This window comes from Myxococcus sp. RHSTA-1-4 (assembly GCF_020037125.1).
Lineage (GTDB): Bacteria > Myxococcota > Myxococcia > Myxococcales > Myxococcaceae > Myxococcus.
The window spans coordinates 1-21360 of the sequence record NZ_JAIQDG010000063.1 but is presented as its reverse complement, the minus strand read 5'-3'; the positions used below and the strand labels follow the sequence as shown (position 1 = coordinate 21360).

The 21360-nt window shown below is 69.3% G+C and carries 11 protein-coding genes; 4 read left to right on the top strand and 7 right to left on the bottom strand.

Translation table 11 applies throughout. The features are described from left to right. Window positions 1-14 precede the first annotated feature (14 nt). Window positions 15-1469, bottom strand: coding sequence for a hypothetical protein (locus K8638_RS42825; RefSeq protein ID WP_223760560.1), 1455 nt, complete (start codon window positions 1467-1469; stop codon window positions 15-17). A gap of 240 nt (window positions 1470-1709) precedes the next feature. Here K8638_RS42825 and K8638_RS42820 point away from each other — a divergent pair, with 240 nt between their 5' ends. After that, window positions 1710-2312 carry a hypothetical protein gene (locus K8638_RS42820; protein WP_223760559.1) on the top strand — a complete coding sequence of 201 codons (603 nt, stop codon included), beginning with the start codon at window positions 1710-1712 and terminating at the stop codon, window positions 2310-2312. A gap of 91 nt (window positions 2313-2403) precedes the next feature. Here the strand turns inward: K8638_RS42820 and K8638_RS42815 are convergent, their stop codons facing one another. The 6 genes from K8638_RS42815 to K8638_RS42795 all read right to left on the bottom strand — a co-directional run bounded on the left by K8638_RS42815 (window position 2404) and on the right by K8638_RS42795 (window position 16351). Next, on the bottom strand, window positions 2404-8220 hold the full coding sequence (locus tag K8638_RS42815) for a DUF3320 domain-containing protein (RefSeq protein ID WP_223760558.1): 5817 nt from the start codon (window positions 8218-8220) through the stop codon (window positions 2404-2406). Window positions 8221-8495: 275 nt separating this feature from the next. Then, window positions 8496-9065 carry an imm11 family protein gene (locus K8638_RS42810; protein ID WP_223760557.1) on the bottom strand — a complete coding sequence of 190 codons (570 nt, stop codon included), beginning with the start codon at window positions 9063-9065 and terminating at the stop codon, window positions 8496-8498. Window positions 9066-9087: 22 nt separating this feature from the next. Next, entirely contained in the window at window positions 9088-9507 is a 420-nt protein-coding gene (locus K8638_RS45485) for an AHH domain-containing protein (protein WP_370644251.1), read from the bottom strand. Beyond that, on the bottom strand, window positions 9456-10433 hold the full coding sequence (locus K8638_RS42805) for a hypothetical protein (protein ID WP_370644250.1): 978 nt from the start codon (window positions 10431-10433) through the stop codon (window positions 9456-9458). Before K8638_RS42805 ends, K8638_RS45485 begins: the two co-directional genes overlap by 52 nt. Window positions 10434-10754: 321 nt before the next feature. Next, window positions 10755-15233, bottom strand: coding sequence for an RHS repeat-associated core domain-containing protein (locus K8638_RS42800; RefSeq protein ID WP_223760556.1), 4479 nt, complete (start codon window positions 15231-15233; stop codon window positions 10755-10757). Then, on the bottom strand, window positions 15224-16351 hold the full coding sequence (locus tag K8638_RS42795) for a SpvB/TcaC N-terminal domain-containing protein (RefSeq protein WP_223760555.1): 1128 nt from the start codon (window positions 16349-16351) through the stop codon (window positions 15224-15226). Before K8638_RS42795 ends, K8638_RS42800 begins: the two co-directional genes overlap by 10 nt. Window positions 16352-16993: 642 nt before the next feature. On the opposite strand from K8638_RS42795, the gene lnt reads away from it, so the two are divergent. The 3 genes from lnt (at window position 16994) to K8638_RS42780 (ending at window position 20517) form a co-directional block, all read left to right on the top strand. Further along, window positions 16994-18880 carry an apolipoprotein N-acyltransferase gene (gene lnt / locus K8638_RS42790; protein WP_223760554.1) on the top strand — a complete coding sequence of 629 codons (1887 nt, stop codon included), beginning with the start codon at window positions 16994-16996 and terminating at the stop codon, window positions 18878-18880. A gap of 303 nt (window positions 18881-19183) precedes the next feature. Next, complete coding sequence (locus K8638_RS42785) at window positions 19184-19522, top strand: hypothetical protein (protein ID WP_223760553.1); 339 nt, start codon at window positions 19184-19186, stop codon at window positions 19520-19522. A gap of 227 nt (window positions 19523-19749) precedes the next feature. Next, complete coding sequence (locus K8638_RS42780) at window positions 19750-20517, top strand: hypothetical protein (RefSeq protein ID WP_223760552.1); 768 nt, start codon at window positions 19750-19752, stop codon at window positions 20515-20517. Window positions 20518-21360 lie beyond the last annotated feature (843 nt).

The following is a 21360-nucleotide window of genomic DNA, read 5'->3' as shown; positions in this document are numbered from 1 at the left end:
GCCGCGGGCGGCGCTCAAGGCCACGTGCCCACGCCCAGCATCACGTGGGAGAACCCCAGCGAGGGGTCCTCGTCGCCCGTGTGGGTGATGGGCCCGTCGAACGTTCCGGCGAACCTCAGGGTGCCGTCAGGGTGGAGGGCCAGACGTCTCACGGTGACGTGCCGCGGCCCCTTCAAGAGGAGGGATTCCGTCCGCTCGCCCTGTACATCCGTCCTCAGCAACAGGCCCTGGCCGAACTCCACCAGGCTGTTCGTGTCCACCTGCAGGAAATCCGAGACGCCCGCGAACCAGACACGCCCCTGCGCGTCCACCTGGAAGTCGTACGCGAGGTCTTCCCGCGCGACGTCGATGACGCGGTGCTGGAGCAACGTCCCGGCCTCCAGACGCGCGCGCATGAGGACGAGGTCCCACTCGGTGGTGTCATTGGGACGGTCGTGCTTGAGGACGCGGCTCACCGCACCGATGAGGAGTTCTCCCTGGTGGACACCCATGCCCACCAGTTGCTCGGTCTGCTCGTTGCCATGGAGCTGGGCGGAGAGGAAGCGGCCGTCGGGACTGATGCGCTGAACGAGGATGTCGGCCTCTCCGCCCCGCCATGCGAGCTCGCGCCCGAAGCGCTGTTGCCAGGCCGCCGCTTCGCTTCGGAACATGCCCCAGCCGACGAGCAGGTTTCCCTCCGCATCCAACGTGAGTTGCTCCTGGTTCGCCAGGACGTCCATCCAGGAATGGTCTGGCATCAGTTGCAGGTCCCACGCGAGGTCCAGCCCCGGGGCAAGCCGATAGAGCTTCAACCCGTGCGACCAGACGATGAAGGCGACCTCCTCTCCCAGGGCCAGCGCGCGCAGGTGGACGAAATGCTCCCTCCCCCAGCGAACCTCCCGCGAGGGACGCTCCAGCACCTGGGTGACGCGGGTCGCGTCGAGCAGGTACAACGGCCACTCCTCCGGACGGCCCGGGTCCTCGAAGCCGCGCTCGGCGAGGACTTGCCCCTCGGGGGACAGCCGGCGCAGCCGCAGCCGGAAGTCGGTCGTCTCCGGCAAGCGCTGCAGCTCGAAGAGCGTGAGCTCCCCGCTGGGATGACGCACGAACCGGTAGGGCTCGACGCCCTCTTCGCGCGCGAGCGTGAACACACGCTGTCCGTCGGGCGCATACACCTCCAGCGTCCATTGTCCGGTGAGGTCCTCCGGGGAATCGAAGTCCTGCCGGATGAGCCAACTGCGGCCCTCATCATCCACCTCGAGCTGATGAACGGTGCCACGAAAGGCCTCCCCCACCTGGCGGTACTGCGTCTGCGTGGGCCAGGCCTCGTGCGCGGTCCATCGCACCGTATCCGTGGCCGGGACCAGCCCCCCCGTCTCTTCTTGCGTCCCTCCCTCTGGAGCGGAGGCCTGGCATGCCAGCAGGAGGAAGAGAGCCCCCAGAAAGCCGCGTGTCACCACCACCTGATTCCTCCTCGTCAGTGCCATCATGGCCCCGGAGCACTCGGGAAGAGCGCTCCGGGCAATAGTCATACGGTGGCATGCGCCCATTCGGGCACTGGCCCCGGAGCAGGATAGGCAGGGCGCCGGTACCCGGCCCGCAGCCCCTGCGCTCCAGACTCCCGGCGCACGCCCGCCGCGCTGTACCCATGGCCCCGGGGACGACGCATCCATCACCTGACCTGCACACACGGCCGCGGCCCGGGGGGCGCGGCGGAGGAGCCGGCAGCCATGACGGAGCAAGAGGCATATGTGAAGAAGATGGAGGCGGAGAAGCAGCAAATCGACGCACGTATCGCGGAAGCCGAGGCCTCCGCCGACATCCGCCAGGCGAAGGACGAAATCAAGGAGCTGTCCGGGGCGAAGCGCCGGGCGGAGCAGTTCCACCTCAAGCTGCGGGAGCTCCGCGACCGGGGGACCGGGAACTTCGAAGCGGCAAAGGCGGAACTGCACCGGGCCTTCGAGGACGTGGACAAGGCCCTCACCGAGATGGAGACGAAGGTGGAGGTCATCCGCGCGGGTTATGAGCGCAAGCGGGAGGCGGAGCTGCGCAACCTTGGAGCCCAGATTGACGGCTGGGAGGCCTCCCTGGCCCGGACTCGCGCCGAGGACTCGCTGCTGACGCGAGAGGAGCTGGCCTTCCTGCGGCGCTCGTTCCAGAACACCCAGGCGGTGCTCAAGGACCTGATGACCCAGAAGGGCAAGGACTGGCCCCGGCTGAAGAAGGAGTACGAGGCCGCGTGGAATGACGTCTGCGAGCGCTCCGAGAAGATCCGCGCCGACATGGTCAATGCGCAGAAGCCGGAGGCAGAGCAGCCCTCCCAGCAGTCCTGAGCCATCACCTACTGCCCTGAGCGGCGGCTCGCGGGAATGCAGGCCGGCGTCAGTGGAAGCAGCGCGGCCGGGCAAGGCACCGTCGTAGGGCTCAGGAGCGCCACACGACTCGCTCCCCGGTGACCGTGCACTTCCCCTTCCGCTCGAGGCTCTGGACCCCTGCCTCCAGGATGGGGAGCACCGTCTGGGACAGTCGCTGGATGCCGAAGATGCGGCCTGTCTCGCGGAAGAGGTCTTCCCTCCCGAGCGACAAGGCCTGCGACAACACCAGCGCCGCCGCGTTGGCCACCTCCTCGGGAGGAAGCCAGGCCACTTCCCGCTCCGGGTGTGCGCCGCGCACGCCCGTGTACTGGGAGGGCCCCCGAGCGCCTTCCCACAGGATCTCCCCCGTCCTCACGACTCCACCGCGATGGATGAGCTCACCGAGCTGCTCCTCGATGCGGCGCCGCACACGGGCGGTCAGCTTCGAGAGCCGCCAGGCCTCCAGGAGCCGGCGGGCCAGCAGGTCCTCATGAATCGGCGCTTCCTGCTCCAGCACGAGCTGGATCTGCCCGCGGATGCGAAGCGCCGAGGCAGGCGCGAAGAAGTCCGCGCCCTCCTCCACGCGTGGCACCTTCGCGAGGACATACGTACTGACAGGGAGCACCGCCGCCGCGAGGGCGGCTCCCGCGTTCGCGCCGGCCTCCGCGGAGCGCGAAGCCGGAGCCTCGCGAAGGGAGTCCGGAGCCCGCTCGGAGGGAACCGCCACCGGCGGAGGCGCATCCACGGCACGGGGCCGCCGGGAGTCCTCCACCGCCTGCTTGACGGCCTCCGCGAGCGCCTTCACCTGTCCCTCGCGGTCCTCGACCCACGAGGGCATCCACACGCGGTGCAGCCGCCAGCCGAGCCCCTTGAGGACCTCCGCGCGCAGGCGGTCCCGGTCGCGCGCGCTCGCCGCCGAGCGGTAGTGAGGACCGTCACACTCCACGCCCAGCACGAACTCGCCCGGACGCTCCGGATGGACCACCGCCAGGTCCACCCGGTAGCCACCACAGCCGATGTCCGCGTGAACGGTGTAGCCCAGCTCGCGCAGGGCCTTGGACACCTCGAGCTCCAGCTGCCCGGAAGGTCCTCGCTCGGCCGCCGCGCCGGAGCTTCCCTCGGCCGCCGCCCGGCGCAGGAACTCGCGCAGGTGACGCGCCCCCACGGCGGAGGTCCGCGACAAATCAATCTGGTCGTGCGTCAGGGTGGAGAAGACCCGCAGGCAGCACCGGGCACGCGTGATGGCCACGTTGAGGCGCCGCTCACCGCCGGCCCGGTTCAGCGGGCCGAAGTTCATCCGCAGCTTTCCCGCCGCGTCCCTCGCGTAGCAGATGCTGAAGAAGATCTCGTCCCGCTCGTCGCCCTGTACGTTCTCCAGGTTCTTGATGAAGACAGGCTCGCGCGAGGTGAAGTGCGGCTCGATCTCCGGGAAGCGCCCCCGCTCCACGTCCAGCAGCTCCGTGATGAGCTGCTGCTGCACGGAGCTGAAGGTCACGACGCCGAACGTCCGCTCGTGCGGGGCGTGGCGGCGCAAGGTCTCCACCAGGTGCTTGACGAGCACCTCCGCTTCCCGGGGATTGATGGCCGCGGTCTTCCCCGCGGTCCGGGGTTGGTAGACGCCATCCGGGACGGGGTGCCACTTGATGCCAAGGTCCTCCACCCGGGCCCGGGCCGCGGGGAAGACATGCAGGCGCCCCTCGTAGTACTGCCGGTTGCTGAAGTCGATGAGGCTGTCGTGCCGGCTGCGGTAGTGCCAGCCGAGCATCTGCTGCGGGAACTGCTTCGCCAGGGCCTCGTCAAGGATGCTCTCCAGCTCGAGCACGTCGTTCTCGTCGGGCGTGGCCTCCGCGTCATCCCCTCGCGTGAAGAAGGACGTCGGAGGCAGCTGCTTCGAGTCACCGACGACGATGACCTGCTCGGCCCGGGCGATGGCGCCGATGGCGTCGTGGGTTCCAATCTGCGACGCCTCGTCGAACACGAGCAGGTCGAAGCGCCGCCCGTCCGCGGGGAGGTACTGCGCAACGGACAGCGGGCTCATCAGGAAGCACGGCTTGAGCCTCCGGGAGAGGTTGGGAATGGAGCCCAGCAGCTTGCGCAGGGCCATCTGCCGGCTCTTCTTCCGCAGCTCCCGCCCGAGGATGCCGGGCTCGGAGCTCTCCGCCGCGCTCGAGAGCCCCTTGGGAAGCTGGGCCTCCAGGGTGGCGAGGACCCTGGAGCGCGCCAGCAGGATGTGCTCGCCATCGAGCTGACGGAACCGCTCGACACGGGAGCCATGGGCACTGCCGTCGAACTCCCGCAGGGAGGGCTCGGCGTCCTGGAGCGCCCGGAGCCACGCGCTCAGGACGGACCGCTCGAAGGCCGCCCCCAGCCGGTCGGCGGGGAGGTTTCGCTCCTCCACCGCGTCCACGAAGGCCCCGTGTCCCAACGAGCGCAGGCGCTCGGCCTGGGCCGCGTAGAGACACCAGGGCTTGAGGGCCTTGAGGTGATTGCGCCAGGACTCGAGGCACTCCCTCAGCGACGCGCGGTGCCGTGCGGAGGCCGTGGGCTCCCACGGCCGCACCTGGAGCACGGAGGAGAGAGCCTCCTCCGCGCGCGTCAGCCGGTCCAGTGCCGCCCGCAGTGCCTGGGCCTGGGCCGCCAGGGCCTGGCGCGAGGCGCCGTTCACGGGCAACTGGACGCGGGCCACCCCCAGCGTGTCCCGCAGCTCCCGCACCGTCCGGGCGCGTGTCACGAGTGCATCCAGCTCCTCCGGCCGCGCGGTCTCCTCCGGGGGGAGCCCCTGGAGCTGGCCCGCCAGCTCCTGCCCCTGTGCGGTGAGGCGCGGCCGCTGCTCGACGACCTTCAGGGCCGTGGAGAGATCCTCCTGGATGTCACGGTTGCCGGGCAGCGCCCGCGTGGCCAGCCCGGCGAGCACCTTGCGCGCGCTCCACAGAAAGAAGAAGGCCCACAGGAAGAAGGCGCTCGCCCACTTCTGGAACCGCGCATGGAGCGCGGGAAGGTCCTGGGTGAACAGCTCCGGCTTCCAGCGAGTGGAGAGCTGGGCCTCCCGCGTGGCCTGCTCGCGCAGCGCGAGGGCATGGGCCTGCGTCTTCCGCGACAGCTCCGGCCACTCCTCATCACGGAGCGTCGAAGCGGGGACCGGTCCGCTGGCCAGTGCCTCCGCCAGCTGGGTCAAGGTGTGCAGTGACTGCGTGGGAGCGGGGACCTCGAGCCCCAGCGCCGAGCTCAGCGGCGCCGCCGTCTTCTCCACGCCGTCGAGCGCCGCCAGGGCCTCCTCGAGCGCGAGGTGCACCCGGTCCTCGACGGCGTTGGACCAGCTCACGCTCCGGACCAGCTTCCACGGATGCGCTCCCGCGGGCTGGACGGGCAGGAGCCGCTTCGCCAGTTCCGCCACCTCGTGATTCGCCTCGCGGAACTGCGCCTCGGTGAGCGCCAGCGGGGAGGCCGGCGTCAGACGGACCTCGGGCGCCTCGCTCAACGAGAGGAGCCGGCCGGTGGCGCTGTAGGCACTGTGGCCGAGCGGCCAGACCTCGTGGAGCGCCTGGACGTAGCCGTTGAGCCCCTCGCGAACGGTGCTCAGCTCCTTCGAGCGCATGTCCCAGGCGGGCGCGGGGGTGTGCTCCGTGCGCTCGTACGCCGCCTGCAACGAGGCCAGGACCTCCTTCTTGTTGCTCTTGTGGCTGTGGAGCTCCAGACAGAAGTCCTCCAGCCCCACCTCCTTGAGGCGCCGGTGCACCACGTCGAGCGCCGCCATCTTCTCCGAGACGAAGAGGACGGTCTTCCCTCGGGCCAGGGCGGCGGCGATGAGGTTGGTGATGGTCTGCGACTTGCCCGTCCCGGGCGGCCCCTGAAGGACGAAGGAGCGCCCGGAGAGCGCCGAGGCCATGGCCGCCATCTGCGTCGAGTCCGCGTTGATGACGCAGGGCAGCTCGCCCGCCGGGACTTCGGAATCGAGGCGCTCGGGAACGAACTCCCTGCCATTCTCCGGCGGCGCCGAGTGACCCGAGGCGGCGATGTGACGCACGAGCGGGTTGGACAGGAGGATGTCCTCGTTGTCCTCCAGGTCCTTCCACATGAGGAACTTGGTGAAGGCGAAGAGCCCGACATGGGCCTCGTCCAGCACCTCCCAGCCCGGCCGGCTCTGGATGGCGTGGCGCACGGCGCGCAGGATGCCCGTCACATCCAGCCCATTCTCATCCGTCTCGAGCGAGGTGAGCGCGCGCGCATCCAGGCCGAAGTCCCTCTTCAGGCGCTCGGCCAGCGTCACGTTGCCGAGCGGCTCGTCCGGCAGGCGCAGCATGCGCACGCGCTTGCGGTCACGGTCGATGCGGAAGGTGACGGGATAGAGGACCAGCGGAGCGAGGCGGGGCGTGGGGTCCCCCTCCTCCTGCCACCGCAGCATCCCGAGCGCGAGGTACAGCGTATTGGCCCCGCCCTCCTCCAGGTCCGTGCGCGCGGTGCGCTCCAGGTGCTTGGCCCGCGACAGGAGCTCTGCCTCGCGCAGGGGGGAATGGAGCAGCGACTTCGCGAAGTCCGCTCGCCGGAGCTCCGCGAGCTCGGCCTCCGAGCCCCGCGCCCGGAGCAGCTTCGCGGCGCGCGCATCCCGGGCATCTTCCTCGGGCGCGGGAATCAGCTCGTAGGTCTCTCCCGCCGAGAAGACGTCCTCGAAGGTGGCGAGGTCCGGCACATGGAGCGGAAGCGCGCTCTTGGTGTCCAGCCGGAAGTTGAGGAGCTTGTTGCGGAGCGTGAGGTCGAGCAGCTTCTCCTTCCACTTCGCGAAGCGCGACACGACCTGGGTGGGGGGCGGCTTCGGCTCGGGAGGAGGCGGAGCCGCGGCGGCGCTCTCCAGGATGGCGCGGATGCGAACATCCGAAGGCTCGGAGGACGCGACCGCCTCGGCGGGCGCCTCCACGCTCCGGAGCGGCAACGGACGGTAGCGGTCGAACCGGAGCGCGCTCACGTCGAGCGCCGCGACGAAGCGGATGTCGTCCGCGAGGTGCTCCCGCGACACGGCCACGGCCTGGTCGAAGGAGGGGCGGCTCGCGTTCACCGCGGTGGTGGCGTCGAACGCGAGGATGTGTCCCAGGTCGATGAGGTTCCGGAGGCGCGCGGCGTCCTCGACGATGGCCTCGGGAAAGCGCTCGTCGATGAGCCACACGGCCGGCAATGCATGCCCTTCGACCAGGACCAGCAACGGATGGAGGCCCATCGCCTCCACGGCGGAGGCGAAGAGGAGCGTGAGGTCCAGGCAGCACCCCATGCGCTCGCGGAGGAGCTGGTCGGGGAGCCGGACCTTCTGTCCGGATTGCTCGAAGCTGGGAGGCACCTCTGCGTAGCCGAGTCCCAGCCCCTGCACCGACTCGTAGAGCGCGGCGACCATGGCCTTGACCAGGGCCGGGTTGCGCTTCTGGTAGCCGCTGAGGGCGCCGTCGCCCGCGACCTGCTGGAGCAGGCCCCGGACATCTTTGAGAAGCTCGGGGATGACGGGGTGATTGGGCGTGACGAACGTCGCGAGCAGGCCCAGTGGCGCGCGTGCCCCCGGCCAGTGGTTGTAGGGCAGGACCTCCACGTCGGCGGAGCCCTGCGCCAGGACCGCCTCTTCCTGACGGAGCGACCATTGGAGGCTGGCGCGCTCGGTCTCGAGGACGGAGCGGAGGCGCCCCGGAGGCAGCCGCAGGTCGAGCACCCCGAGGTTCACCTCTTCACCGGCGGGCAGGGAGGGAACGGGAACGCGCACCTCGTCCCCAAGCTCGGGGAGGAGCTGCAGGTGGAGAACGGCCGCGCCGAGGACCTGCGTTCCCGTGTTGCGAATGAGTGCATTGCGCACGAGCGGGACGCCGCTTTGCTCCATGGCGAAGCTCAGCGTGGGCGCGGTGACCAGTTCCACCTGGAATCCAGGCGTCGGAACAGCGGGCGCGGGGGCGGACATGAAACCTCGGAGCGACAGGGAGGGAACGTCGCGCGCGCAGCATGCCACAGAGCAAGAGCCCGTGGTCCCGGGGTGGGAGGAGGTCCCGCCCTACCCCGCTGGAGGTATTCCCTAACGCGGGTTCTGCGGAAGGCCGTCCGCGCTCTCGTAGTAGTCGCCCTTGCTGGCCACGTAGCTTGTGCTCCGCCAACCGGGTCTCCGCCGAGCACCACCTCGGAATCGTGGAACTTCCCCTAGACTTCTTGAAACTTCGCCCCGGTGGCGCCCATGCGTTCCAGTGCGTCGCGGATTTCTTCGCGGACGATCAAGGCGATGGGCCATCCCCAGGTGCGGAACACCTTCGCGTCACCTACCTGCGAGGCGTCAATCCGCATGCCGTAAACGTCCCGGTACTCTCCAACCTTCTCAGGACGCCCGTCCTCCGGCGTCCACATCAGGATCTCCTCGGTGGCCTTGTCGTCAATGCAGCGGATCAGCTTGGTGGCCACGAGAATGAAAAACGGCTCGGGCTCTCCCTCGATTTCCACGGGCAGGGTCTGCACTTCTTCTGGAGCAAGCTCCGCGAGCACAGAAGCCACTCGGGCATGGACCACCGGGGCCGCGAACGCCGCAAGTGAGAAGTCGAGCGCCCTTCCGGGTACATCCATGGGAAGCTTCAAGCGTCCCAGGTCTGGAAGTCGCTGCCCCCGATAGAACATCCAGGGGTCGTCCACCTCCCGGCCTTGAACGTCGGTTGGAGTGCCGAGCACCCACCGGCCCGGAACAGTCATGTTCTCAGTCAACTTGAAGTACCGACGGGGCATGGGACTCATTTTGGTTCCGTTTTCAGGTGCCCGTCACCAGCTTGTTGAGCTTGGTACCTGGGGTGGCGATTTGCTGCCCCAGCTTGCCGAGTTCGGCTGTCAGCACCTCGCGGCATTGCTCCATCGTGCGGCATCCGTCCGTTGCAGCAGTCAGACGCTCAAGAATTCGCTCGTGGTATGCCTGCGGGTGGGGCCCTTTGTGGCCCTTGACGTGGACGATGTTGGCCGGGTCGTCCAGCGACATGCCCGCCTTGTCGAAGATCCTCTGGAACTTGGGAGACCACGGACCTTCATTGTTCGTGGCCTTCCACCACTTGTTCGTGGCGATGTGGTGGTCGTGACCCTCCGCGTCCACGGGGGCGGCAGCCGAGCCCCCCATGGCCCGCGCCGTCATGGCCACCGCAGTTGGGGCAAGTGCCACGGTGACGGCTTCGCCCGACACGGCCACCGCCTCCACTTCGCCCACGGCGGCAAGGCGGATGCCCGCGCGGCCCCCGGCCAGCGCCGCCGCCTGGGCGGAACCGGGCAGCGTGTGGGCACCTTGTTGGCGAAGCCCGCAGCCGTGTTACCCACGGCCACCGTCGCCAGCAGCGCGAAGGCACGCGCCGCGTTCTGGCCCATGATCTTTCCGTAGCGCTCGCCCGCCGCGCGCAGCTCGTCAAACGTGGTCGCCCGGTCCGCTTCTTCCACCAACCGTTTGAAGCCCGCTATCAACGTCCAGAAGGTGTCCACCCCCAGGTAGGCGATGGCTGTCGCCGTCATCACGGCGGCCAGGCCCTTGCTCACCGGCTCGGGCACCGACCAGAGGACCAGATAGAGGGTCAGAGTCCACAGCGCTGCCGACAGCGCCGCGTGCGGGTCGGCCATGTCCTTGAAGGCGTCCAACATCTCTTCCAGGACCACGCCTTGGGCCATGGCCATGGCCAGCGTATAGCGCCCGTCACCCGTCACGCTGGGGTTGTCCATCAACAGGCGCAGACAGTCGCCCTTGCGCCCGGTGCGCTCGCACCAAACCAGATACGCCCGCGTCAGCTCCACCTCCGCTGGCGGCATGTCGGAGGCCAGTGCAGCCCCCTCCAGCGGCGTCATCTGCCGGGTGCGCGGGTTGAAGAGGTACGCGCCGCTGCGGGCCTCCACGCCCAAGAGGTTCCGTGCGGCCCGCTGGGGATTCGCCGAGGGCCGCATCTCCCGCGCCAGCCGGGCCACGGCCTCTTTGAACTCGCGCCGCTTCACCTCCACCGGTCCGGCTTCGCCGCTGTGAGGCGTGAAGACGACCGGCGGCCCCCGGCCCGTCTCCAAGCGCACCACGCGCCCCGAGGCACAGCCTGTCAGCCAAACCAGCAGCAGCAACGCGGCAGCCCGATGCACTCTCATCCCCCAGTGCGAAAGGGCTCCATCCTCCGAGGCGAGGCCGGACCACGGCCAGAACCCAGCGGATCGGGCCTTCCGCGGGGGGCGCCGAGCGCTCCCCAGGGGTAAGGCGCCCGCCGCGAGCCTGGAGCGGGCTCCAGAATCAGGGCAGCGGGTACGTGTGCGTGCTCCGGTCGAACCCGCTCACCGATTTCGGAATCAATGCGCCAAGCACCACCTCGGGGACCGTGGTACTTGCCCGGTGCGGAACCCAGGTGGAAGCGCTCGTCCGGCAGACCTCGCTGGCACCGTCGCGGAGCGTGCCCCGGAGGACGCGGCTCACCCGCGCGTCGAGTAGATGACCATCAGCTCGAGCTGGCGCCCGCTCCTGGCGGCGGAGCTCTGGATGTCGCTCAGCCCGTAGGGGGTGAGGAAGGTGTTGCGGAAGACGCCGGTGACCTGGCCGGCGACCGGCATGCCCTGCGAGAGCAGGAGCTGGCCGGCGTAGGTGTAGCCGGGGCCCATCTGCCAGGTGTTGAAAACGAAGCCGTAGGCGTCATGGACGACGCCGTGGAGGCGCACGGAGGGAATCCACCCGACGAGCTTCTCGAGCACCGTGGTGGCCAGCCCGCTGCCCGGCCCCACCATTCCAAAGCCGTTCTCTCCCGCGCGGGCGGCCGTCTCGAGCACCGTCTGCAGCGAGGTGTGGGCCTCCTGCGCGGCGACGTACGCCGAGCTCAAGGCGCGCTGGGGGTCCTCGAAGCTCGACTTGACCCAGGCCATGTCGACGCCCTCCCTGGCCGCCTGTTGCTGCGCCTGTTGCTCGATCTGCTCGAGAGTCTCACTGGCCTTCATCTGTCCCGCGATGAAGGCCGAGGCGGTGTACGCCCAGCCGATGGCCTGTTTCAGTCCGGGCTGGAGTGGGCTCAGCGGTGAGGTGAGTGCCGCCACCGAGGCCCCCAGGAGCCCGCCCGCCAGGCCACCTCCCAGCAGCGGCCCCATGTAGCCGGTGGCAAAGCCCAGGGCGATGCCACCAAGGGTCATCAGGAACGGGTCCTTGAGGACGTAGCCGGCGACGGTGGCCGCCGCGCCCACCGCCGCGACGGCCGTCACCCACACCGGGGCGCTCGAGGCCGCCACCGTGGCCACCGCCACCACCGCCGCCACCACCGGCGCGTGGCCGGAGGGGTCCACGTTGGAGATGGGGTTGTTGTAGGCGAAGGCATAGCGGTTGAGCGCCTGGGGGTTCTCCAGGTCCGGGACGACGGAGTCCGGAGAGATGAAGCGCCCGAGCTCCGGGTCGAAGTAGCGGGCGTTCATGTAGATGAGGCCCGTCTCGCCGTCGGTCTCGTGTCCACCGAAGCCGCGGGTATTGGCCACGCCGCCGGAGTCCGCGAGCGCCTTGCCGTAGGGAGCGTAGTCGTAGCTGCGTGCCACCGCCCCCGAGGCGTTGGTCAGCAACTGCACCGAGCCCAGGTGGTCCTGGTGGACGAAGGTCGTCCCCGCCGCGCCCTTCCTGGCCACCAGCAGGGGCCCCGCGTAGATGTGCTTGAGGTGGGAACCGTCGGGAGCAATCTCGAAGAGCTTGCCGAAGTAGCGGGTGGTGCCGCCGGCCGTCGTCTTGGCGACGCGCCCCCCATCCGGGTCGTAGAGGAAGGTCGTGCTCTGTCCACCGCGAATGACCGAGGTGAGCCGGTTCTCCGCGTCCCACGTCATCTGGCGCCCGCCACCGCCCGTCATGTTGCCGTTGGCGTCGTAGGTGTAGCTGCTCGTGCCAACGGTCGTCGAGGCGTGCCTGTGTGCCGCGCTGCCGTAGCCATAGGTGCCGGCCGCGGAGTTGTAGGTGATGTTGCCAAGCGCGTCGTACGAGAAGAACTGGGACTGTGAGCCGGTGACGGAGAGCAGGCGGTTGCGGTCGTCGTAGCCGTAGCTCACGTTGAGCAGCGAGTCGGTGGCGGACGACATGGAGGTGACACGGGCGGCGGCGTCATACCCGTAGCTGGCCGAGTAGAGCGTCGTCGCCCCGCGCAGCACCCGCGAGGAGGAGAGCCACTGGCGGTCCGCGTCGTAGGTGTAGGACTGGGTGACGCCGTTGGCGAGGGACACCTGGGTAATCTGTCCCCGGGCGTTGTACGAGAGCGCGTTGACGTAGCCGCTCACGCCGGCCAGCCGCCCCGCGCCGTCATACGTGTGGGTGACGGCTTCTCCATCGCCGTACGTCACGCGGGCCAGCCGCCCGAGCGCGTCGTACGCCCAGCGCGTCGTGGCACACACACCGAGGATGCAACGCGTGGAGCTCGTCACGCGTCCGGCGAAGTCGTACGAGAGGCTCTCGGAGCCCTCGGCCCACGTGAGGCTCGTGGGCCTGTCCCCCACCGCGGCTCCGTGCCCGGCCTCGTCATAGCGCCACGACACCTGCCCGCCTCCGGGCAGCACCTTGGACACCCGGCGGCCCAGGGCGTCATACGTCACCTGGAGCTTCTGTCCCTTGGCGTCGGTCTGCGAGATGCGGTTGCCCGCCGCGTCGTAGCCGTAGCTCCAGCAGCCGAGGTCCGGATCACACTCCGCGAGCTTGTTGCCCAGGGAGTCCCACGTCTTGGAGGACACGTTGCCGGCGGCGTCCGTCACGCGCGTGAGCCGCCCCAGCACGTCCCGCTGGTAGCGGGTGCGGCTCTCGGCGCCGCCGTTCCACTCCGAGACGCTCACCACGTTGCCGAAGCCGTCGACGGCGCGCCGGGTGGTGTGGCGTAGCTCGTCGTAGTGCGTGGTGCACGAGCGGGGCGCCGCGAAGTCCGGGTCCGCCGGGTTGTGGCAGATCTGGTAGACGTTCTCCGCGTAGCTGCCGTCCGGGCTGGTGACGGTGCGCACGCGCCCCGCGCCGTCGTAGGAGAACACCTGGTACCTGGGAGTCTCCGAGGCCGGGTCGTACCAGAGCGACTCCTTCCACACGCGCTCGGAGCCATCGGAGTAGACGACGAACTGCGTGGCGCCGCCCTCTCGCACGCGCTGGTAGACGCGCCGCATGCCGTCGAAGTACTCGTCCACCCAGAGCCCGTCAGCCGTCCCATCCGACTGGACGACGCGCACCCGCTGAGCGCTCGCGCTCCCCCATGAGAGGTACTGCCGTTCCTCCCAGCCGCCGTCGGGCCGGGTCTCCCGCACCAGCCGCCCGAGGGCATCGTAGCTCCGGGAGAGCGTCAGGCCGTTGGCGTCCGTCTCGGCGGTGGCCTTGCCCAGCGTGAAGTCGTACGCGGTGCTCTTGCAGTGACCGAGCGCATCACACTCCCGCACCGGGTAGATGCGGTAGGTGGAGTCATACGCCGTCGTCCGCGTGTAGCCGCGCTCGTCCGTGCGGGAGGTGAGGTTGCCGTAGGCGTCGTAGGCGAACGCCTCCGTGACGTAGCCGCCGGTCTGGTCGTTCCAGCGCTTGCGCGAGGTGAGGTTGCCGAGAAGCGGAGCGGAGGCGTAGGAGGTGGCTCCGTCGTAGGCGTGGAGCGTCTGGCGCACCAGCCGCCCCGCCGTGCCGATGCCCTCGTAGACATTCTCGTACGCCACCTTGCCCACGATGTATTTGGAAGTGTTCGGGTAGAAGCCGCGCACGGTGGTGCGCTCGTCGCCGGAGGCGTCGTAGTTGCCGTACTCCTGGGTCCTGAGCACGTTGCCGTAGATGTCATAGGCAAGCTGGTTGACGACGCGCTGGCAGGTGGAGCCCTGGTTGCATTCGAAGTCCCAGCGCTCGGTGAGCAGCGAGGTGTAGGGCGGAGCGCTGTTCTCCTGGTAGGCGTAGTGCGAGTAGCTGTAGAGCCGCCCGGCCGCATCCCGGAAGTAGGTGGCCTCGGGCTTGGAGACGCAACCGACGTGCTGGTGGTAGTACGTCTCGGTGTAGTTGCCGGCCGCGTCCAGGACGCCGGTCACCTTGCGGAAGCCGAGGAAGCGGCGCTCGGAGCTGGACCAGAGGCCGCCCTGGTACGAGTAGCTCGTGGTGGAGCTGCTGCCACGCCCGTCGGAGGTCGTCACCGAAGAGACCGTCTGGAGGACCATGCCGGCGGGCAGGAAGGTGTTCTGCCAGGCCGAGGACGGCTTGTATTGCACCGTCGTCGCACCGCCCAGGCCGTTGGACACGGAGGTGATCAGATCCGGTGCCGCTCCAGCCGCCAGCCAGTGCTGCGCCAGCGTGACGCGGTTGTTCACGTCCTGGTAGATCATCACCAGGTCGCTCCGCCCGTCCCCGTTCACATCCATGGGGAACACCCGCCCGCGGTAGGTGGAGCTGTCCACCACGCTGGTCCAGTACGTCTCCGACGAAGTGGACGCACCTCCAGAGTACTGGAGCTTGCTGCCGTCGGAGATCCAGTGCTGCGCCAGGGTGACGCGGTTGTTCACGTCCTGGTAGACCATCACCAGGTCGCCCCGCCCGTCCCCATTCACATCCATGGCGAGGACCTTGCCGTGGTACGTGGGGCTGTCCACCACACTGGTCCAGTACGTCTCCGAGGACGTCGAGGAGCCGCCCGTGTACTGGAGCTTGTTGCCGTCGGAGATCCAGTGCTGGGCCAGCGTGACGCGGTTGTTCACGTCCTGGTAGATCATCACCAGGTCACCGCGCCCGTCCCCATTCACATCCATGGGGAAGACCTTGCCGTGGTACGTGGGGCTGTCCACCACGCTCGTCCAGTATGTCTCCGAGGACGTCGAGGAGCCACCGGTGTACTGGAGCTTGCTGCCGTCGGAGATCCAGTGCTGCGCCAGCGTGACGCGGTTGTTCACGTCCTGGTAGATCATCACCAGGTCACCGCGCCCGTCCCCATTCACATCCATGGGCTCGTCCAGTATGTCTCCGAGGACGTCGAGGAGCCACCGGTGTACTGGAGCTTGCTGCCGTCGGAGATCCAGTGCTGGGCCAGCGTGACGCGGTTGTTCACGTCCTGGTAGATCATCGCCAGGTCGTCCCGGCCATCCCCGTTGATGTCCAGGGAGACGGCCTTGCCGTGATAGGTGGGGTTGTCCACCACGCTGGTCCAGTACGTCTCCGAGGAGGTGGAGGAGCCGCCGGTGTACTGGACCTGCTTGTTCATGGAAGCACCGGACCACCCCAGCGTCATGGGAGGCAGCGCTGTGCCACCCGTGATGTTCCCCGCCGCGTCGATGAGCACGTCCCGGCCATACTGCTGGACGCTCACCAGCAGGGAGCGCCCGGAGCTGCCGCTCGGGCTATAGGCCAGCTTGTAGGCGCGGATGGGAGCCGGCCCGGGGGCCGTCACCAGGATGCTCTTGAGCCGGTAGCCCGTCCGCGCCAGGCTCGCGCCCGTCGCGTAGGTGATGGGGTCCGGCCGAGCCTCGGAGTAGAACTTGATGGTCGTCCCGTTGTAGCTGATGGCGTCGAGGTAGCAGTCCGCGCCGGATTCGCACCAGTAGCCGTAACTCACCGTGTTGCCGCGCGTGTCCTGCGCGGTCTTGAGAGCCCAGCGGAACGTCCCCTGGGAGACGACGAAGAGCGGCTCGTAGCTGAGCTTCGTCCCGTCCTTGCGGTACACGGTCCAGCGGTTGTTGGCGCTGTCCTGCACGATGCGCATGTAGCCCTGGATGCGCGTGGAGTGCGTGCCGCCGAGCGAGGCGTCCGCGACCAGCTCCTGCCCGTCGAGCAGGAACATGTCGCTCGCGTCGTAGCGCGGCGCACCCTTGCCGCGCGAGGCGCGCTCGATGAAGGACACGCCCGAGAGCGACCAGCCGACGCCAAGCCACCCGTTCTGCCCACCCGAGCTGTACGTCAGCGTCAGGTTCGGCTCCAGGGCGTGGAAGGCGGGGAGCTCGATGGGGACGTTGGTGCTGAAGGCGCCGTAGAACGGCTCGACGCTGCCCGCCTCCGCGGCGCGCGGGCCGACGGCGACGAGGGCGAAGAGGGTGAGCGTGACGAGGGCTGACAGGGCACGGGACACGGACCGTCCTCCAGAGACAGGGCGAGCGGGGCTTTCCCGGGCCCGGCACAGCCGGCCCATGTGACAGCCCTCGCCTGCTTCCCAGATTACGCCGGGTATGCTGGAGTGTCACGCGTGGTATGTGCCTGGCCCCGCAACCGCCCGCTCGAGTTCCCGAGTGGGAGTGCACGGCGTGCGGTAGATTGGGACCTCCCGCGCACCGAGAGCAGATGACCCGATGAAGAAGCGCATCCTCCTGGTGGCCGCCGCCCTCCTGGTACTGGGAGCCGCGGTGCTGATGGCGGAACTCCAGGAGCCTCCGCGTCACACCCCGGAACCCAACTCCCCCCTGACCGACGTGGCGGGAGCCGCTCCAGTGGCGGACAAACGCCCCGGGGAGACGTCCTCCCCAACGCGAGTGGAGCCTTCTCCCAACCCGACACCGGGCGCGCCCGCCTCCACGCAGTCCGTGCCCGAGGCGCCTCCGGCCCGCATGGTGACGCCCTCGCTCATGCGGGAGCCGTCGAACCCTCCGCAGTGGACCCGGCCGCTGGCCGTCCCATCCACGCCCTCGCCTCCAGATCCTTTCGTGCCCCCTCCCCTCGCCGTGGATCCGGAGCGCGGGCGTCCTCCCATGCCGGGTGACGGGGAGCCTCGAGCGCCATGAGCAGGAAACCGGCGGCCACCTACGGGCGCCGCAAGCAGCTCGACAAGGAGATCACCGAGCAGCTCCAGCTCCTCGAGGCGTGGCCCGAGGACGACGCGTCCGCGCGGGCGCTGGCCGCGCTCTACACGCGCCGCGCCGAGGCCGCGCAGGCGGAGGGCGCACGCGCGGATGCGCTGGAGGCCTGGCAGCGGCTCGCCGCCTTGTGCGCGCGGCGCGGCTGGCCCGAGCGGGAGTTGACAGCGAACCGCCGGTTGCTGGCGCTGGAAGCGCGGCCGGAGGTAGAGGCCCGAATCGAGGGACTGCTGCGCGAGGCCCGAGCGCGCCGCCGCGTGGCCCTTCTCCAGGCCGTGCTGTCCGCCACCCTCCTGGTGCTGGCCGCGCCTCCCTTCGACCTGTGGCCGCTGGCGCTGGTGGCCCTGGCCCCCTTACTCCTGGGGCTGCGCGAGGCCTCGCCGAACCAGGCTCTCGCGCGGTCATGGCTGTGCGGCTTCCTCGTCAACCTCGCCGGCTTCCACTGGGGCTACGCGCTGCTCGAGCGGTTTGGCCAGGTTCCGGAGTGGGCCCGGGTGCTCGTGCTGGTGCTGCTCGCGGCCTACCAGGGCAGTGTCTTCGCCCTCTGGGCGGGCGCGAGCAGTCTCCTCGCGCGCCTGGCCCGCGTGCCCTGGCTCGTCTCGGCGCCGCTGGCGGTGGCGGTGGCCGAGAGCGTGCTGCCCTTCCTCTTCCCCTGGAACCTGGGCGTCACCGTGTGGCGCGCGTGGCCACTCGTGCAGGTCGCGGAGCTCGGCGGCCCTCCCGCGGTGTCCTCGCTGGTGGTGCTCATCAACCTCGTCCTCCTGGAGGCCGGGCTGGCCCTGCGGCAGCGCCAGCCCCTGCCCCGCCCGGTGCGCGTGGCCGGCGGGGTGGTGCTCGCGGTGGTGAGCGCCGGACTGCTGCGGGCCGCGCACGTGGCCATGGCGCGCGGCGCCGCCCCCAAGGTGCGGGTGGGCATCGTCCAGCCCAACTTCGGCACCGTCACCGCCGAGGACCGCAAGCACCGCGGGGAGCAGTACCTGGCCACCCTGCGTCAGGCCACCGGCGAGCTGGCGCGCCAGGGCGCGGAGCTGGTGGTGTGGCCCGAGTCCGCCTTCCCCTTCCTCTTCGACCGGCAGCTCGAGCGCGAGTATGCCCCCGGACATCCCTGGGAGCTGCGGCCCGGCTTCTCGGGGACGCTCCTCTTCGGCGCGCTCAGCCACACCTTCGGCGGCTCGCTCGTGCACAACAGCGCCGTCCTCGCCTCCCCGGAGGGCCGCATCACCGGCCTGTATGACAAGCGAAAGCTGTTCCCCTTCGGTGAGTACGTTCCCTTCTCGGATCGCTTCCCGGATTGGGCGCGGCGGGTGCGCGCGCGGCTTCCGGACTCGCCGGACATCGAGCCCGGCGGAGCCCCGCGCCTGCTGGTGAGCGGAGGGCTGCGGGTGGCGCCGCTCGTCTGCTACGAGGACATCTTCCCCCGCGCCGTCCACGCGCTGGCGAGCCAGGAGCCCAACCTGCTCGTCACCCTCGCCAACCACGTCTGGTTCGGAGATGGGGCCGCGCCCTACCAGGCGCTCGCCCTGGCCACCCTGCGCGGCGTGGAGATGCGGCGCGACCTGGTTCGAGCGGCCAGCACCGGCGTCAGCTCCGTGGGAGACGCACTCGGCCGGGTGCACGCGCACACCTCGCTCACCGTGGAGCCCGGCAAGCCCGAGCTGCTCCAGGGTGAAGTCGCACTGGTGGAGCTCTTCGCGCTCGGGCCCTGGCTGGCCCCCGCCTGGCCCTTCGCGTGCGCGCTGGCCTTGCTGGTGCTGGGCGTCCTCGGTCACCGTGGTGGCCAGCACGCGCCGCCGGCCGTACCGGTCCGATAGCGCGCCCACCAGTGGCCCACCAGGGCGTGGCGCGTTGCCCGGTGCCAGGACATGCGGGCGCTCGCGCACGGTGCGGACACGGACCGCCGCGCGAGGTTGCGCGACGCGCGAGGCGGCTCGACGGAGCGCGCTCGAGGCCGGCGCGGGGGCCCGTCCCGTGCGCCGGAGGGATGTGACGGGTGGTGGCTCCGACTTCGCCGGTTCGTGCCATCGCCGACTTCGGAACGGGACTGCTGCCCCCCCTGGGCGCACGCCGGGGGAGTGCGCATCTATCTGGGACCCACCTGATGAAGGAGGAGCGCCATGGCTCAGTTTCGAGGGGTGATCAAGCAATACTCCCTCAAGGTCAATTCCGCGAACGAGTACTACAACAATGTCCTCTACATCTATGGCGACTTTGGTCTGGCGTACCTCTACTTCATCGCGGAGGGCGCGCCACTGAGTCAGAACAGGAAGCGGTCCGGCGAGAATGTCTTTGATATATTCTTCCGGATGTACTCCTGGGCACATCTCGTCGACCTTCTTCGCAACGAGAAGCCTGTCTACTTCTTCTTTGATGACTCGCTGAGCACCGCTTCGCTCGGGCCCGAGAGAGAGCCTGTCGGCGAAGAGGAAGCGCAGAGGCCTGTTCGTCCGGCATAGCCGCGCGGCGCGCACGCGCCCCAAGGAGGAGGGCCGTTGCGCGAGGCTTCCGCTCCGGACGCGGTTGCGTCACGGGAGCACGCAGCCCCCACCGGGCCTACACGGGTTTCCCGCCGTACGGCCCCCGGCGTGCACGGGCAAGCCATACTGGTACATGGTTTGCTCACGCCTCCTGGCACAGGGCCCCAGGCCCCCTGACAGCCACGACCCCACCCAGGAGGCATTCCATGATTCGCAGAGTCGGTTCGAGCCACGTGCTCCCCACCGCTTCTTCCTCGCGCGAGGAGCCGCGGACGCAGCCCCCCGCGACCAGCACCTCTCAGAGCGTGGCGCGGATGATGACCGCGGACGTCTTCGACCCACCCCGAATGCGCCCGAGTCCGAGGCTGCCGGGTCCTGTCACGTTGCCGGCCGCCCAGACGGAGCGAGCCCAGAAGCTCGCGGAGCGCATCTTCCAGGCCGCCACGGCCTACAAGAATGGGGACTACGAGCGGGCCTATACCCTGCTCACCGCCCCCAAGAATGGCCTCGTCAAGATCAGCTCCAGCCTGATGATGATCAAACCCGGGATGTCCGTGGAGGACGTCCTGGACCTGGCGCGCAAGAAGTCCTTCTCATCCATCGAGCAGCACTCGATCACGCTGCTGGACTTCATGCTCCCGCCCGATGGCAGTGCCCCTCTGGGCCAACCGTTCTACGAGAACCAGAAGCTGGCCAAGCGGCTGCTGCCCATCATGTTGGAGGAGTGGATGCACCAGTTCCAGAACGAGAACCAGGGCTTCATCTCCCCGAGGACCCAGCGGTTCGCGGACGACGCCGCGCGCGCGGGCCTGGACCTCGATGCGAGCACCCTGCGCGAGGTGGACATCCTCGCGACCTTCCATGACTGGGGCTTCCCGGTGAAGAAGCTCGGCACGGTATCCCAGTACCTCGAGCGCGGGCTGTTCGAGGCGTGGCACCAGGCCGGTGACGGCAACTGGAAGATCCGGCAGTGAGCCACGCAACGCCGGGCCGGCCGATGACGTCTTCGCGCTGGGAATGACCGCCTACCGGCTGGTCACCGACGAGTACCCACCCACCACGGCGCCCATGGACGAGGAGTCCCATATCTGGAGCCTGGAGGGCACGGGCCCTCGGCCTCCGCGAGCCCTCAACGTCCGCTGCTGCGCCGAGCTGAGCGCGCTCGTGTCCCGGATGCTCTCCGTGCGCCCCGAGGCGCGTGGCAGCGCCCGCGAACTGGCCGAGGCGCTGGAGCAGGCCGCGCGGGAAGCGAGGCCGGAGGCGGATGTGCCTCTCTTCGCCCCGGAGGAGCTCCAGTCCGTAGACACAGGTGCCGCCTCCAAACACGCTGTGCATCGCGCGACTGGGAGTCCCCGCCGGTCCTGGCTCACGGCAGTCAGCCTGGGAGGAGCCGTGGCGCTTGGAGCCACGTGGATGCTGAGCGCACGTCCCGGCGACGAGGCCGAGCAGACACACGCGACAGAGAACGAGGATGCGAGGGATAGCGGCACCGTGGCTGTCGGAGACAGCGCCCTCACGTCCCCCCTGCCTCTCTCGGGCCCCTTCCGCATGGTCGACCATCGGCGAAGATCTGCCACCCAAGCCACTAAAAGGGCAGATCCGGCCAGATGCCACGGGCCGCTGCCCCCGCCGGGCGCAGGTGCCCATCAATGGTGGGTGCTGGGTGAAACTGACCGTCAGCCTGAAGGACTGTGACGAGGACTATTACGTCTACAAAGGCGCGTGTTACGGCCCCGCCTACCCTGTTGACGCGCACGTCTGCTGATGGGCGAGCAAGCCGGCTGGTTGATGGGCATCCGTCAGGAGCAGGCGGGCCG

What these genes read in the sequence shown, in the direction of transcription:
- K8638_RS42825 (WP_223760560.1), bottom strand. Translation starts at nt 1,469, where the DNA reads ATGATGGCACTGACGAGGAGGAATCAGGTGGTGGTGACACGCGGCTTT.
- K8638_RS42820 (WP_223760559.1), top strand. Translation starts at nt 1,710, where the DNA reads ATGACGGAGCAAGAGGCATATGTGAAGAAGATGGAGGCGGAGAAGCAG.
- K8638_RS42810 (WP_223760557.1), bottom strand. Translation starts at nt 9,065, where the DNA reads ATGCCCCGTCGGTACTTCAAGTTGACTGAGAACATGACTGTTCCGGGC.
- K8638_RS42800 (WP_223760556.1), bottom strand. Translation starts at nt 15,233, where the DNA reads ATGGATGTGAATGGGGACGGGCGCGGTGACCTGGTGATGATCTACCAG.
- lnt (WP_223760554.1), top strand. Translation starts at nt 16,994, where the DNA reads ATGAGCAGGAAACCGGCGGCCACCTACGGGCGCCGCAAGCAGCTCGAC.
- K8638_RS42785 (WP_223760553.1), top strand. Translation starts at nt 19,184, where the DNA reads ATGGCTCAGTTTCGAGGGGTGATCAAGCAATACTCCCTCAAGGTCAAT.
- K8638_RS42780 (WP_223760552.1), top strand. Translation starts at nt 19,750, where the DNA reads ATGATTCGCAGAGTCGGTTCGAGCCACGTGCTCCCCACCGCTTCTTCC.